The sequence below is a fragment of the Streptomyces sp. G5(2025) genome, assembly GCF_049542075.1.
Classification (GTDB): domain Bacteria; phylum Actinomycetota; class Actinomycetes; order Streptomycetales; family Streptomycetaceae; genus Streptomyces.
Window position 1 is genome coordinate 1,578,246 of the sequence record NZ_JBMUZT010000006.1, and the last position, 14,298, is coordinate 1,592,543.

12 protein-coding genes and 1 pseudogene are annotated in these 14,298 nt (G+C 69.8%); 7 read left to right on the top strand and 6 right to left on the bottom strand.

What is annotated here, in order from left to right; genetic code table 11:
* Positions 1 to 49: 49 nt before the first annotated feature.
* Together fabI and fabG are read right to left on the bottom strand one after the other, a co-directional pair.
* Positions 50 to 811 carry an enoyl-ACP reductase FabI gene (gene fabI, locus ACOBQB_RS17970; protein ID WP_423592944.1) on the bottom strand — a complete coding sequence of 254 codons (762 nt, stop codon included), beginning with the start codon at positions 809 to 811 and terminating at the stop codon, positions 50 to 52.
* A 4-nt stretch (positions 812 to 815) separates the two neighbouring features.
* A complete protein-coding gene (gene fabG / locus ACOBQB_RS17975) occupies positions 816 to 1,535 on the bottom strand; it encodes a 3-oxoacyl-[acyl-carrier-protein] reductase (protein WP_423592946.1) in 720 nt (239 codons plus the stop codon).
* Positions 1,536 to 1,723: 188 nt separating this feature from the next.
* Between fabG and ACOBQB_RS17980 the strand changes: the two genes are divergently transcribed.
* The 3 genes from ACOBQB_RS17980 (at position 1,724) to tyrS (ending at position 6,003) form a co-directional block, all read left to right on the top strand.
* Entirely contained in the window at positions 1,724 to 3,280 is a 1,557-nt protein-coding gene (locus ACOBQB_RS17980; RefSeq protein WP_423592948.1) for a TldD/PmbA family protein, read from the top strand.
* Positions 3,277 to 4,671, top strand: a complete 1,395-nt coding sequence (locus ACOBQB_RS17985) for a metallopeptidase TldD-related protein (protein ID WP_423592950.1) — start codon at positions 3,277 to 3,279, stop codon at positions 4,669 to 4,671. Before ACOBQB_RS17980 ends, ACOBQB_RS17985 begins: the two co-directional genes overlap by 4 nt.
* 63 nt (positions 4,672 to 4,734) lie before the next feature.
* On the top strand, positions 4,735 to 6,003 hold the full coding sequence (gene tyrS / locus ACOBQB_RS17990) for a tyrosine--tRNA ligase (RefSeq protein WP_423592952.1): 1,269 nt from the start codon (positions 4,735 to 4,737) through the stop codon (positions 6,001 to 6,003).
* 57 nt (positions 6,004 to 6,060) lie between these two features.
* Here the strand turns inward: tyrS and ACOBQB_RS17995 are convergent, their stop codons facing one another.
* Positions 6,061 to 6,336, bottom strand: a complete 276-nt coding sequence (locus ACOBQB_RS17995; RefSeq protein WP_423592953.1) for a GlsB/YeaQ/YmgE family stress response membrane protein — start codon at positions 6,334 to 6,336, stop codon at positions 6,061 to 6,063.
* Positions 6,337 to 6,561: 225 nt separating this feature from the next.
* On the opposite strand from ACOBQB_RS17995, the gene ACOBQB_RS18000 reads away from it, so the two are divergent.
* Together ACOBQB_RS18000 and ACOBQB_RS18005 are read left to right on the top strand one after the other, a co-directional pair.
* Positions 6,562 to 6,948, top strand: a complete 387-nt coding sequence (locus tag ACOBQB_RS18000) for a DUF3099 domain-containing protein (RefSeq protein WP_423592955.1) — start codon at positions 6,562 to 6,564, stop codon at positions 6,946 to 6,948.
* A gap of 189 nt (positions 6,949 to 7,137) precedes the next feature.
* Complete coding sequence (locus tag ACOBQB_RS18005; protein ID WP_423592957.1) at positions 7,138 to 7,365, top strand: hypothetical protein; 228 nt, start codon at positions 7,138 to 7,140, stop codon at positions 7,363 to 7,365.
* Positions 7,366 to 7,377: 12 nt separating this feature from the next.
* On the opposite strand, the gene moaA is transcribed toward ACOBQB_RS18005, so the two are convergent.
* The 3 genes and pseudogenes from moaA to ACOBQB_RS18020 form a co-directional block, all read right to left on the bottom strand.
* Positions 7,378 to 8,430, bottom strand: a complete 1,053-nt coding sequence (gene moaA / locus ACOBQB_RS18010; protein ID WP_423592958.1) for a GTP 3',8-cyclase MoaA — start codon at positions 8,428 to 8,430, stop codon at positions 7,378 to 7,380.
* Positions 8,431 to 8,602: 172 nt separating this feature from the next.
* A complete protein-coding gene (locus ACOBQB_RS18015; RefSeq protein ID WP_423592960.1) occupies positions 8,603 to 10,246 on the bottom strand; it encodes a solute symporter family protein in 1,644 nt (547 codons plus the stop codon).
* 71 nt (positions 10,247 to 10,317) lie between these two features.
* Positions 10,318 to 10,680 (bottom strand): annotated as a pseudogene (locus ACOBQB_RS18020) (DUF485 domain-containing protein); the annotation flags it as partial.
* Positions 10,681 to 11,030: 350 nt separating this feature from the next.
* Here ACOBQB_RS18020 and ACOBQB_RS18025 point away from each other — a divergent pair.
* Together ACOBQB_RS18025 and ACOBQB_RS18030 are read left to right on the top strand one after the other, a co-directional pair.
* Positions 11,031 to 12,578: a S8 family peptidase gene (locus ACOBQB_RS18025; RefSeq protein WP_423592962.1), complete on the top strand. Its 1,548-nt coding sequence runs from the start codon at positions 11,031 to 11,033 to the stop codon at positions 12,576 to 12,578.
* 14 nt (positions 12,579 to 12,592) lie between these two features.
* Positions 12,593 to 14,176: a S8 family peptidase gene (locus ACOBQB_RS18030; protein ID WP_423592964.1), complete on the top strand. Its 1,584-nt coding sequence runs from the start codon at positions 12,593 to 12,595 to the stop codon at positions 14,174 to 14,176.
* The last annotated feature ends 122 nt before the right edge of the window (positions 14,177 to 14,298 follow it).

Consider the following 14,298-nt stretch of genomic DNA (forward strand, 5'->3'; position numbering starts at 1 on the left):
CGGGGCGTCACCTTCGTACGTCATGCCTGGTCAGGACGGCATCTCTCGGTCAGGCACCCATCATGTGCACGCCGCCGTCGACGTGGATGATCTCGCCGGTGGTCTTCGGGAAGAAGTCCGAGAGCAGGGCGACGATGCCGCGGCCCGCGGGCTCCGGGTCGGCCATGTCCCACTCCAGCGGGGAGCGGCTGTTCCAGATGTCCGCGAGGTCGGCGAAGCCCGGGATGGACTTGGCCGCCATGGAGCCGATCGGGCCCGCGGAGATGAGGTTGCAGCGGATGTTCTCCTTGCCCAGGTCACGGGCGAGGTAGCGGCTGGTGGCCTCCAGGGCGGCCTTGGCCGGGCCCATCCAGTCGTACTTCGGCCACGCGTACTGCGCGTCGAAGGTGAGGCCGACGACCGAGGCGCTGTCCTCGAACAGCGGGCGGCAGGCCATCGTGAGCGACTTCAGGGAGTACGCCGAGACGTGCATCGCCGTGGAGACGTCCTCGAAGGTGGCCTCCAGGAAGTTGAAGGCGCCCTGCGGGGCGAAGCCGATGGAGTGGACGACGCCGTCCAGGCCGCCGAGCTCCTCCTTCACGACGCCCGCGAGGCGGTCCAGGTGCTCCTGGTTGGTCACGTCCAGCTCGATGACCTTGGCGGGCTTGGGGAGCTTCTTGGCGATGCGCTCGGTGAGGGTGGGCCGCGGGAAGGCGGTCAGGATGACCTCCGCGCCCTGCTCCTGGGCGACCTTGGCCGCGTGGAAGGCGATGGAGGACTCCATCAGCACACCGGTGATGAGGATGCGCTTGCCGTCGAGAATTCCGCTCATGTGATCAGTGACCCATGCCCAATCCGCCGTCAACAGGGATGACGGCTCCAGTGATGTACGAGGCGTCGTCGGAGGCGAGGAACTTGACCGCGGCGGCGATCTCCTCCGGCTGCGCGTAACGGCCGAGCGGAACCTGAGAGACGATGCCCTCACGCTGCTCGTCCGTCAGCACCTTGGTCATGTCGGTGTCGACAAAACCGGGCGCGACGACGTTGAAGGTGAGGTTGCGCGACCCGAGCTCGCGGGCGAGCGAGCGTGCGAAACCGACCAGACCCGCCTTGGAGGCGGCGTAGTTGGCCTGACCCGGGCCGCCGTACAGTCCCACGACCGAGGAGATGAGGACGACGCGGCCCTTCCTGGCGCGCAGCATGCCGCGGTTGGCGCGCTTGACGACGCGGAAGGTGCCGGTGAGGTTGGTGTCGAGGACGGACGTGAAGTCCTCCTCCGACATGCGCATCAGGAGCTGGTCCTTGGTGATGCCCGCGTTGGCGACCAGGACCTCCACGTTCCCGTGCTTCTCCTCGACCTCCTTGTAGGCCTGCTCCACCTGCTCGGCGTCGGTGATGTCGCACTTGACGGCGAGGACCCCGGCGTCGGTGAGCTCCTTCGGCGGCTCACCCGAGCGGTAGGTGATCGCGACCTTGTCGCCGGCGTCGGCGAAGGCGCGGGCGATGGCGAGGCCGATGCCCCGGTTTCCTCCGGTGACGAGAACCGAGCGGCTCAACGGATCACCCTTTCGATAAGCGGTCTGGTACCTCGAAAACCTATCGGTACCTTCCGCGATACGGAGAATCGGTGCCCGACAGTGGCGGGCAGCACTCCCTGTCGGGTCCCTACAGAAAGCCTCTGGCCGCGGACCCGCCGGGCGCGACATGATCGGAGCCGACCGGTGCCGACAGCAGGGAGACCTTCGTGCCTCATTCCATCGATGAAGCCTTCACGGCGCTGCCGCTGCGGGCTCTCGCCGACGCCGCGCTCGCCCGCGCGCGGGCGCTCGGCGCCGACCACGCGGACTTCCGTCTGGAGCGGGTGCGCAGCGCGTCGTGGCGGCTGCGGGACGCCAGGCCGTCCGGCAGTTCGGACACCACCGACCTCGGGTACGCGGTCCGGGTCGTGCACGGCGGGACGTGGGGGTTCGCCTCGGGTGTCGACCTGACGATGGACGCCGCGGCGAAGGTGGCCTCGCGGGCCGTGGCCATGGCCAAGCTGTCCGCGCAGGTCAGCAAGGCCGCCGGGTCCGACATGGGGGCACCTCCCACGCCTTTCGGGCAGTGGGGGAGGGTGGAGCTGGCGGACGAGCCCGTCCACGCCGACCGGACGTGGGTGTCGGCGTACGAGATCGACCCCTTCTCGGTCCCCGACGAGGACAAGTCGGGGCTGCTCGCCGACTGGAGCGCGCGGCTGCTGGCCGCCGAGGGGGTCGCGCATGTCGACGCCTCGCTCCTCACGGTGCACGAGAACAAGTTCTACGCGGATACGGCGGGCACGGTGACCACGCAGCAGCGGGTCCGCCTGCACCCGCAGCTCACCGCGGTCGCCGTCGACGAGTCGAGCGGTGAGTTCGACTCCATGCGCACGATCGCGCCGCCGGTGGGGCGGGGCTGGGAGTATCTCACCGGGACCGGCTGGGACTGGCAGGGCGAGCTGGAGCGCATCCCCGAGCAATTGGCGGAAAAGATGCGGGCGCCGAGCGTCCGGGCGGGCTCCTACGACCTCGTCGTCGATCCGTCGAACCTCTGGCTGACCATCCACGAGTCCATCGGCCACGCCACCGAACTCGACCGCGCGCTCGGCTACGAAGCGGCGTACGCCGGCACCTCCTTCGCCACCTTCGACCAGCTCGGCAGGCTCGCGTACGGGTCGTCGCTGATGAACGTCACGGGCGACCGGACCGCCGAGCACGGACTCGCCACCATCGGGTACGACGACGAGGGCGTCGCCGCGCAGTCCTGGGACCTGGTCAAGGACGGCACGCTCGTCGGCTACCAGCTGGACCGGCGCATCGCGAAACTCACCGGCTTCGAACGCTCGAACGGCTGTGCGTACGCCGACTCCCCCGGCCATGTTCCCGTGCAGCGCATGGCGAACGTATCGCTCCAGCCGGACCCCGGCGGGCTCTCCACGGAGGACCTGATCGCGGGCGTCGACCGCGGCATCTACGTCGTCGGCGACCGGTCCTGGTCGATCGACATGCAGCGCTACAACTTCCAGTTCACGGGGCAGCGCTTCTACAGAATCGAGAACGGGCGGCTCGCCGGGCAGCTGCGCGACGTCGCCTACCAGGCCACGACCACCGACTTCTGGGGCTCGATGGCCGCGGTCGGCGGCCCGCAGACGTACGTCCTCGGTGGCGCCTTCAACTGCGGCAAGGCCCAGCCGGGCCAGGTCGCCGCGGTCTCGCACGGCTGCCCGTCCGCCCTGTTCCGGGGCGTGAACATTCTGAACACCACGCAGGAGGCCGGCCGATGAGCCGCAGCGCCACCAAACCGCACGAGATCGTCGAGCGCGCCCTCGACCTGTCCACCGCCGACGGCTGCGTCGTCATCGCCGACGAGGAGTCGACGGCGAACCTGCGCTGGGCGGGGAACGCCCTCACCACCAACGGCGTCACCCGCGGCCGCACCCTCACCGTCATCGCCACCGTCGACGGCAAGGAAGGCACCGCCTCCGGCGTCGTCTCGCGCTCGGCCGTCACCGCCGACGACCTGGAGCCGCTGGTCCGGGCCGCCGAGGAAGCCGCCCGGAAGGCGGGTCCCGCCGAGGACGCGCAGCCGCTGGTGACCGGCACCGCCGCCTCCCCCGACTTCACGGACGCCCCGGTCGAGACCTCCTCCGCGGTCTTCGCGGACTTCGCCCCGGCCCTCGGCGAGGCCTTCGCCCGGGCCCGCGCGGGCGGCCGCGAACTGTACGGCTTCGCGAACCACGAGTACGTGTCGAGCTACCTCGGTACGTCGACGGGGCTGCGCCTGCGGCACGACCAGCCCAACGGCACCCTGGAGCTCAACGCCAAGTCGCCGGACCGCGCCAAGTCGGCCTGGGCGGGCCGCGCCACCCGTGACTTCAAGGACGTCGACCCGGCCGCCCTCGACGCCGAGCTCGCGCAGCGCCTCGGCTGGGCCCAGCGGCGCGTCGACCTGCCCGCCGGGCGGTACGAGACGCTGCTGCCGCCGACCGCCGTGGCCGACCTGCTGATCTACCAGATGTGGTCCTCCTCGGCCCGGGACGCCGCAGAGGGCCGCACGGTGTTCTCCAAGCCGGGCGGCGCCACGCGCCTCGGCGAGCGGCTCGCTCAGCTGCCGCTGACGCTGCGCAGCGACCCGTACGAGCCCGGTCTGGAGTCGGCGCCGTTCGTCCTCGCCCACGCCTCCGGAGACGACACGTCCGTCTTCGACAACGGTCTGCCGCTGACCGCCACGGAGTGGATCCGCGCCGGTGAGCTGGCCCACCTGGCGACCACCCGGCACAGCGCGGGCCTGACGGGGCTGCCCGTGACGCCCGCCGTCGACAACCTCATCCTGGACGGCGGCGGCGCCCGCTCCCTGGACGAGATGGTCGCCGCCACCGAACGCGGCCTGCTGCTCACCTGCCTCTGGTACATCCGCGAGGTCGACCCGGCCACCCTGCTGCTGACCGGCCTGACCAGGGACGGCGTCTACCTCGTCGAGAACGGTGAGGTCGTGGGCGAGGTGAACAACTTCCGGTTCAACGAATCCCCCGTCGACCTGCTCGGCCGGGCCGCGGAGGCGGGCCGTACGGAGAAGACGCTGCCGCGCGAGTGGGGCGACTACTTCACGCGGGCCGCGATGCCCGCGCTGCGCGTCCCGGATTTCAATATGAGTTCGATCAGCCAGGGCGTATAACCTCGGACCCTGCGCCTGCACATCCGTGCAGCCCACCCGTACATCCAAGGAGACGCGAGACCCGTGACGGACATCGTCGACGAGCTGAAGTGGCGAGGGCTCTTCGCCCTGTCCACCGATGAAGACGCACTGCGCAAGGCGCTCGCGGACGGTCCCGTCACGTTCTATTGCGGCTTCGACCCCACCGCGGCGAGCCTGCACGTCGGGCACCTCGTGCAGGTCCTCACCGTGCGCCGGCTCCAGCAGGCGGGGCACCGCCCGCTGGCGCTGGTCGGCGGCGCCACGGGCCAGATCGGCGACCCGCGGCCGACCGCCGAGCGCACCCTGAACGACCCGGAGACGGTCGCGAACTGGGTGGCCCGGCTGCGTGCGCAGATCGAGCCGTTCCTGTCCTTCGAGGGCGAGAACGCCGCGACGATGGTCAACAACCTCGACTGGACCGCGGGCATGTCCGCGATCGAGTTCCTGCGTGACATCGGCAAGCACTTCCGCGTCAACAAAATGCTGACGAAGGACTCGGTCGCCCGGCGCCTGGAGTCGCAGGAGGGCATCTCCTACACGGAGTTCAGCTACCAGCTCCTCCAGGGCATGGACTTCCTGGAGCTCTACCGGCGGTACGGCTGCACGCTCCAGACCGGCGGCAGCGACCAGTGGGGCAACCTCACCGCGGGCATCGACCTGATCCACCGCCTGGAGCCGGACGCCGCGGTGCACGCGCTCGGTACGCCGCTGATGCTCAAGTCGGACGGCACCAAGTTCGGCAAGTCCGAGAGCGGCGCGGTCTGGCTCGACCCGGCGATGACGACGCCGTACGCGTTCTACCAGTTCTGGCTGAACACGGACGACCGGGACATCTCGTCGTACCTGCGGATCCTGTCCTTCAAGTCCCGCGAGGAGCTGGAGGAGATCGAGAAGCAGACCGAGGAGCGTCCGCAGGCGCGCGCCGCGCAGCGCGCGCTCGCCGAGGAGCTGACGACACTGGTGCACGGCGCCGACCAGTGCGCCGCGGTCATCGCCGCGTCCAAGGCGCTCTTCGGCCAGGGCGAGCTGGCGGATCTGGACGAGGCGACGCTGGCGGCGGCGCTCTCCGAGCTGCCGCGCGTCCAGGTCGCCGAGCTCGGCCCGGTCGTGGACCTGTTCGCCGAGGTCGGCCTGGTGGCGAGCAAGTCCGCGGCCCGGCGCACGGTGAAGGAGGGCGGTGCCTACGTGAACAACGTCAAGGTCGCCGCCGAGGACGCCGTGCCGGCGCGCGAGGAGCTGCTGCACGGGCGCTGGCTGGTGCTGCGGCGCGGCAAGAAGAACCTGGCGGCGGTCGAGGTCACGGCGGGCTGATCCGCCCGCGCGCACAGGGAAGGGGCCGGCCCTCGCGGACCGGCCCCTTCCGTGCGGCTATGCCGTTCGTCTGTTGCCCTTGACCATCTTGTAGAGCGCGTCGCCCAGGCCGACGATCACGACCGCCGCGGCCACTTGCAGGGCGTGGCGGCCCCAGTCGATGCCCTTGGTCTCGTTGATGCCGAACTGCGTCGCGAGCCAGTTGCCCAGGACGGCTCCGATGATGCCGAACACCGTGGTGAGCCAGATCGGACTGTGCTGCTTACCGGGCAGGATCGCCTTGGCAATCAGCCCCAGCACGAATCCCACGATGATCGCCCACAACCAGCCCATAGCTGCCTCCTTGTACGGCTCTACGTGAGCATTACCGCCAGTGTCGGCCCGTGCGCCGTACGGCGCATGTCGGGCGCCCCCATACGTGGCGCGGCGCAGGAGCCCCGCCGAGGTGGGGGCCGCCCCGGTCTCGTGGGCCGCGCAGGTCAGGCGTAACGTGGAGGGAGCCGGACCGGGGTAGATACCGGGGAGAGTCCGGCACAGCGGACAGGGTGGTGGAACGTGATGCGGAAGCGGAGCGATGACCAGGTCTTCCGGATCACGGGCGCTCGGCAGGGACTCGCGGAGGACGTGCGCGGCCGGCAGCGCCGCTATGTGATCTCGATGTCGGTCCGGACCGTCTCCGTCGTCGCCGCGGCCGTGCTGTGGAACGTCGAGCGGCACGTCGCCATCGTCGCCCTGGTGCTCGGCGTCCTGCTCCCCTACATCTCCGTGGTGATCGCCAACGCGGGCCGCGAGAGCAACCGTTCGCTGCCGTCGACGTTCGTACCCGCCCCTTCTCGGCCAATGCTGGCGCCGCCCGCCCCGGCCGGTCGCGCGGAATCCGTCCCGGAAGATCCCCTGGGTGCCGCGTACGACCAGCAGCGGGGCGCTTCACACCGGCAGAACTGACCGTCGACGTTCCGCCAAGCTCAAGAAAAGCTCAGATCAATCATGTAGTTCCGGTGCCAGTGACCGGGTCGACCGTGACATACTTCGTACGCGCTCCGCATCCCCCGTCGGAGCGACAGACCGACGCCGGGCAGCTCCCCCCGTGGCTGCTCGGCGTCGCCTTGTTTCGGAACGTTTTGGGACGCGACTGTGAGTGACGGAACGCCGATCTGCTCGGCCAAGGGCTGCCGCGTGGCCGCGGTGTGGGTCCTCGCCTGGAACAACCCGAAGATCCACACGCCGGAGCGGCGCAAGACGTGGCTCGCGTGCGAGGAACACCGCGAGCACCTCTCTCAATTCCTTGGTGTACGCGGCATGTTGAAAGACGTCGTGACGCTGACGGAGTGGGAGGCCTCGGCGGGGCAGGGCCGGGGTTAGCGGCCGCCGTAGCTAGCCGCCGATCGCCGACATCGGCCGGTCCGGCTGGAGGAACGACGGGTCGTCCAGGCCCGAGCCCGCCTTCTTGCCCCACATGGCGAGCTTCCAGATACGGGCGATCTCCTCGTCCGAGCCGGTCGTGGCGTCCGAGCCGGTCGTGCCGTCCGCGCCGGTCGTGCCGTCCGCGCCCTCGGCCGGGGTCGCGCGCAGTGCCGCGCGCAGGTCGGTCTCCTCGGTGGCGAAGAGGCAGGTGCGCACCTGGCCGTCGGCCGTCAGTCTCGTACGGTCGCAGGCCGAGCAGAAGGGGCGGGTGACGGAGGCGATGACGCCGACGCGGTGCGGGCCGCCGTCCACGAGCCAGCGCTCGGCGGGGGCCGAGCCGCGCTCTGCGGAGCCTTCTTCGGTGAGCTCGAAGCGGGTGCGCAGGGACTGGAGGATGTCCCCCGCGGTGATCATGCCGTCGCGCTTCCAGCCGTGCTGGGCGTCGAGGGGCATCTGCTCGATGAAGCGCAGTTCGTAGTCGTTCTCGACGGCCCAGGCGAGGAGGTCCGGGGCCTCGTCGTCGTTCAGGCCCGGCATCAGGACGGTGTTGACCTTGACCGGGGTGAGGCCGGCGTCGCGGGCGGCTTCGAGGCCTTCGAGGACGTCCTTGTGGCGGTCGCGGCGGGTGAGCGTCTTGAAGACGTCGGGGCGCAGGGTGTCCAGGGAGACGTTGACCCGGTCGAGGCCGGCGGCCTTGAGGGCCTGCGCGGTGCGCTTGAGCCCGATGCCGTTCGTCGTCAGGGACATCTTCGGGCGGGGCTCCAGCTGGGCGCAGCGCTCGACGATGCCGACGAGGCCGGGGCGCAGGAGGGGCTCTCCGCCGGTGAAGCGGACTTCGGTGATGCCGAGCCGGGTGACGGCGATCCGCACGAGGCGGACGATCTCGTCATCGGTGAGCAGGTCGGGCTTGGCCAGCCACTGCAGACCCTCTTCCGGCATGCAGTAAGTGCAGCGCAGATTGCAGCGGTCGGTCAGTGATACGCGCAGGTCAGTGGCTACTCGGCCATAGGTGTCGATGAGCACTGCGGCCCCCTCCCCGGCGGTTGGTTCCTGATGGGCTCCAGGTGGCTCCCACTCGTTTACGACCTTACGCGACACCTCTGACAACGCCATGGGCCATTTGCCACGAGGAACGCGGCGGCCGCGTCGTAGGACTCTACGACGCGGCCGCTACGAACGTGTGAACGTTTTCTGGTCAGTGGGCTCCGACGCCGGTGAGGGACTTGACCTCCAGTTCGGCGTACTTGCCCTTGTCGGGCTTCTCCTTGGAGAGGACCGAGCCGAGCCAGCCGAGCAGGAAGCCCAGCGGGATGGAGATCAGGCCGGGGTTCTCCAGCGGGAAGAAGTCGAAGTTCGCGTCGGGGAACATCGAGGTGGGCTTGCCGGAGACGACCGGGGAGAACAGCACGAGGCCGACGGCGGCGGCGAGGCCGCCGTAGATGGACCAGAGGGCGCCCTGGGTGGTGAACCTTTTCCAGAACAGGCTGTAGAGGATCGTCGGCAGGTTCGCGGAGGCCGCGACGGCGAAGGCGAGGGCGACGAGGCCGGCGACGTTGAGGTCGCGGGCGAGGGCGCCGAGCGCGATGGAGACGACGCCGATGAAGACGGTCGCCCAGCGGGCCGCCTTCATCTCCTCCTTCTCGGTGGCCTTGCCCTTGCGGATCACGTTGGCGTAGATGTCGTGCGCGAAGGACGACGACGAGGCCAGGGTGAGGCCCGCGACGACCGCGAGGATGGTGGCGAAGGCGACCGCGGAGATCACCGCGAGCAGGATGGCGCCGCCGGCGGAGTCGCCACCGCCGCCGATCTCCAGGGCGGTGAGGGGTGCCGCCGTGTTGCCCGCCTTGTTGGAGGCGATGATGTCGCCGGGCTTGAGCAGGGCCGCGGCGCCGAAGCCGAGCACGATGGTCATCAGGTAGAAGGCGCCGATGATCCCGATGGCCCAGTTGACGGACTTCCGGGCGGCCTTGGCGGTGGGCACCGTGTAGAACCGGATGAGGATGTGCGGCAGGCCGGCGGTGCCGAGGACGAGGGCGATGCCGAGCGAGATGAAGTCCAGCTTCGAGGTGGCGCTCACGCCGTACTTGAGGCCGGGCTCCAGGAACGCCGAGCCCTTGCCGCTGTTGGAGGCGGCCGAGCCGAGCAGGTCGGAGACGTTGAAGTGGAACTTCAGCAGGATCAGGAAGGTGATGAGCAAGGTGCCCGTGATGAGCAGGACGGCCTTGACCATCTGCACCCAGGTGGTGCCCTTCATGCCGCCGATGGTGACGTAGACGATCATCAGGACGCCGACGAGGGCGACAATGAGGATCTTGCCCGCGTCGGAGGTGATGCCGAGGAGCAGCGAGACCAGGACGCCCGCGCCCGCCATCTGCGCGAGCAGGTAGAAGATCGAGACGACGATGGTGGAGGTGCCGGCGGCCGTGCGGACGGGGCGCTGGCGCATGCGGTAGGCCAGGACGTCGCCCATGGTGTAGCGCCCGGAGTTGCGCAGCGGCTCGGCGACCAGGAGCAGCGCCACCAGCCAGGCGACCAGGAAACCGATGGAGTACAGGAAGCCGTCGTAGCCGAAGAGGGCGATGGCGCCCGCGATGCCGAGGAAGGACGCGGCGGACATGTAGTCGCCGGAGATCGCGAGGCCGTTCTGGAAGCCGGTGAACTGGCGTCCGCCCGCGTAGAAGTCGGCGGCGCTCTTGGTCTGGCGGCCGGCCCAGACGGTGATGCAGAGGGTGGCGACGACGAAGGCGGCGAAGAGGCTGATGATCAGCGGCCGGTGCTCGGAGGCGTCGGACGCCGCCGCGAGGTCGATGACGGCGGCGGTCGTCTGCGCGGGGCTCATGCGTCGCCCTCCTTGTTGCCGGAGTTACCGGAGTTACCGGAGTTGCCGGAGTTACCGGTGTCCATACGGGATTCCATACGGGACTTGATCGCCTCGGACTTCGGGTCGAGCTTCGCGGCGGCGTGCCGCGAGTAGAACCAGGCGATGAGGAATGTGGTCAGGAACTGGCCGAGGCCGAGGACCAGGGCGACGTTGATGTTGCCGAACAGCTTGGTGCCCATGAAGTCGCCCGCGTAGTTCGAGAGCAGGACGTACACGAGGTACCAGGTGATGAAGGCGACGGTGAGGGGGAAGGCGAACGAGCGGTGCGCGCGGCGCAGTTCGCCGAACTCCGCACTCTCCTGCACCTCGGTGAACTCCTCCGTGGAGGGCGCGTGGGGAGCGGGTTCTTTTCCTGCGCCACCCTTCGAAGGGGGCGGTGCGTCGGTGGCCACGGAGTCTCCTCGTGGTGCGGGTGGGGTGGGGACGGACAGTTGTTCCATGCGCTGTCTGGTCTCACATTCCGGCGTGACGCGGATCACGTGAGCCACGGTTGGCGATGCTAGGGCCACGGGCCGTGATCCGACAGGGCTTGATGTTGCTTCTGTTGTCTGCTCAACGTCACGGCGGCGCGTACGACGCGCCCGAACTCCCTGATCTCTCCGAGATCTCTCCGGTTTATTCCACAGGGCATTGCTGGCCTGGGAGTTCGGGGGATAGCTTCACCCCTGCACAACCCGTCATGTACCTGCCCGAGCACCAGCTGTGTTCGGGCGGTTCCGTATCCGGATGATGTGGAGATCCCATGGCTCATCTGCGTTCAAGACGCCGCACGGCGCTCACCCTGCCGCTCGGTGTCGCGCTCGCCGCCTCGGTGGGCTTCGTCCCCGGCGCCGCGTCGGCGGCCCCGAACGAGCCGCCCGCCCCCGTGTCGGCCCGAGCCGCGAAGGACGCCCCCGTCTTCGCGTACGTCGTCAACACCCGCGTCGACCACAGGACGATCGCGTACGTGAAGCGGGCGATAGCCAAGGCCGGCGGCTCCGTCGTCGTCGCGCACGAGAAGATCGGCGTCATCGTCGCGCACTCCTCGGACCCGGAGTTCGGCGAGCGGATACGTGACGTCCGCGGCGTGCAGTCCGCGGGCGCGACCCACACCGCTCCGCTGCGGGCGGCCGGCACCACGGACGACGGCGAGGCGAAGCTGCTGTCGCAGGCCGACGCCAAGGCCCTGAAGCAGAGCGCCGCTCCGGGCGCCGAGCCGATGGAGGCCGACCAGTGGGACCTGCGGGCGATCGGCGCCGACAAGGCGGCGAAGATCAACCCCGGCAGCAAGAAGGTCACCGTCGCGGTGATCGACACCGGTGTCGACGACACCCACCCCGACCTCGCCCCGAACTTCTCGGCGGCGCAGTCCGCGAGCTGTGTCGGCGGCAAGGCGGACACCTCGGCCGGGGCCTGGCGCCCGGCGAAGAAGGACCACTACCACGGCACGCACGTGGCGGGTGAGATCGGTGCCGCGCGCAACGGCGTCGGCGTCGCGGGCGTCGCGCCCGGCGTGAAGATAGCGGGCATCAAGGTCGCCGACCCGGTCGACGAGCTGTTCTACCCGGAGAACGTGGTCTGCGCCTTCGTGTTCGCCGCCGAGCACAGCGTCGAGATCACCAACAACAGCTACTACGTGGACCCGTGGCTGTACAACTGCAAGGACGACCCGGACCAGAAGGCCATCCTGGACGCGGTCAACCGGTCCCAGTTGTACGCCCAGCGCAAGGGCATCCTGAACGTCGCCTCCGCGGGCAACTCCAACCACGACCTGGCCTCCGACGCGATCGTCGACACGTCGAGCCCCGACGACTCCACGCCGGTCACCCGCACCATCGACCCGAGCGAGTGCCTGGACGTGCCGACCCAGCTGCCGGGCGTCGTCACGACGAGCGCGACGGGCGTCAAGAACCTCAAGTCGTCGTACTCCAGCTACGGCAAGGGCGTCGTCGACGTGACGGCCCCGGGCGGCGACAAGTTCCAGCTGCCGGCCGACACCCCGTCGAAGAACGGCAACATCCTCTCCACCATGCCGGGCGGCGAGTACGGCTGGCTGCGCGGTACGTCGATGGCCGCGCCGCACGCCGCGGGCGTCGCCGCGCTGCTGAAGTCCACGCACCCCAAGGCGGGCCCCGCCGAACTCCAGCGCCTCCTGAAGAAGCAGGCCGACCCCATGGAGTGCCCGGCCGAGCCGTACGACCCGGACAGCGACGGTGACGTCGACGCGGTCTGCGAGAGCGGCGGCAAGGGCAGGAACGGCTTCTACGGCAGCGGGCTCGTCGACGCGCTCGACGCCGTGAAGAAGAAGTGACGGGGAGCGTGGACATGAACAGGTTCTCCGGCAAGACCACCGGCTTTCCGCGCTCCCGCCGCGCGCTGGCCCTTCCTCTCGGGATCGCGGTGGCCTCGGCCGTCGCCTTCCTGCCGGATTCGGCGTCGGCGCGGCCCGCCGCGATACCGGACGCGCCCGCTTCGGCGTCCTCCGCCTCGTCCGCCTCGGGTGCCGGTTCGGATGCCGCGTCGATGAGTTACGTCGTCAACGCCCGCCCCGGCAAGGGGTCTTCGGCGCGCGTCCAGAGGGCCATCGCCAAGGCAGGCGGTGACGTCGTCATCGCGTACGACAAGATCGGCGTCATCGTCGTCCACTCGGCGAACCCGGACTTCGCGAAGACGATCCGCACCGTGAAGGGCGTCGACTCGGCGGGCGCGACCCGGACGGCTCCGCTGTCCGCGCAGTCCGACAACGCCCTCGATTCCGAGCGGCCGTTGACCGCCGCCGAGGCGAAGGCCGCGGCGGGCAAGGCGGCCGCGGGCCAGGACGAGCTGGAGCCGCTCCAGTGGGACCTGCCTGCCATGAAGGCGGACAAGGCGCACGAGATATCGCTCGGCAGCCGCGAGGTGACGGTCGGCGTGCTCGACTCCGGGGTCGACGACACGCACCCCGACATAGCGCCGAACTTCGACCGGCGGGCGTCCGCGAGCTGTCTGGGCGGCGTGCCCGTCCAGAAGGACAACGCGTGGCGCCCGGTGGCCAAGGAGAGCGACCACGGCATGCATGTGGCGGGCTCGATAGCCGCCGCGAAGAACGGCACCGGCGTCACCGGCGTCGCGCCCGGCGTGAAGGTGGCGAGCCTGAAGGTGGCGGAGCCCGCGACCGGCCTGTACTACACGGAGGCCGTGGTCTGCGGCTTCGTGTGGGCGGCCGACCACGGAGTCGACGTCACGAACAACAGCTATTACACCGACCCGTGGCTGTTCAACTGCACGACGGACGCCGACCAGAAGGCGCTGGTCGACGCGGTCGGCCGGGCCGCGCGGTACGCGGAGCGCAAGGGCGCGGTGAACGTCGCGGCCGCGGGCAACGCCAAGACCGACCTCGCGCAAGAAGAGATCCTCGACAAGACGAGCCCGAACGACACCACGCCGGTGCCGCGCACGGTCAAGACCAAGGACTGCCTCGACCTCCCGTCGCAGCTGCCCGGTGTCGTGACCGTCTCGGCCACCGGAGCCAAGGACATCAAGGCGTCGTACTCGAACTACGGCCAGGGCGTCATCGACATCACGGCGCCCGGCGGCGACAGGACGGAGTACCAGGCGCCGCGGCCGCCCGCCGTCGACGGCAGGATCCTGTCCACGCTGCCCGGCGGCAAGTTCGGCTACAAGGGTGGTACGTCGATGGCGTCGCCGCACGCCGCGGGCGTCGTCGCCCTGCTCAAGTCCACGCACCCGCACGCCTCGGTGGCGCGGATCAAGTCGCTCCTGTACCACCAGGCGGACGCGATGGCGTGCACCGACGCGTACGACTTCGACAGTGACGGCAAGGTGGACGCGGTCTGCGAGGGCGGCACCGACAAGAACGGCTTCTACGGCGCCGGCATGGCCGACGCGCTGGACGCCGTGCGCAAGTAACGCGCCGGAGTCGAGGGGCCTGTTGGCATGACGGGTCGGGCCGGGCGATGGTGCACCGTCCGGCCTTCTCCGTACCTGCGGGGACCGAACGCGATAGCCCGATCGGAACGGTATTGCCCCAC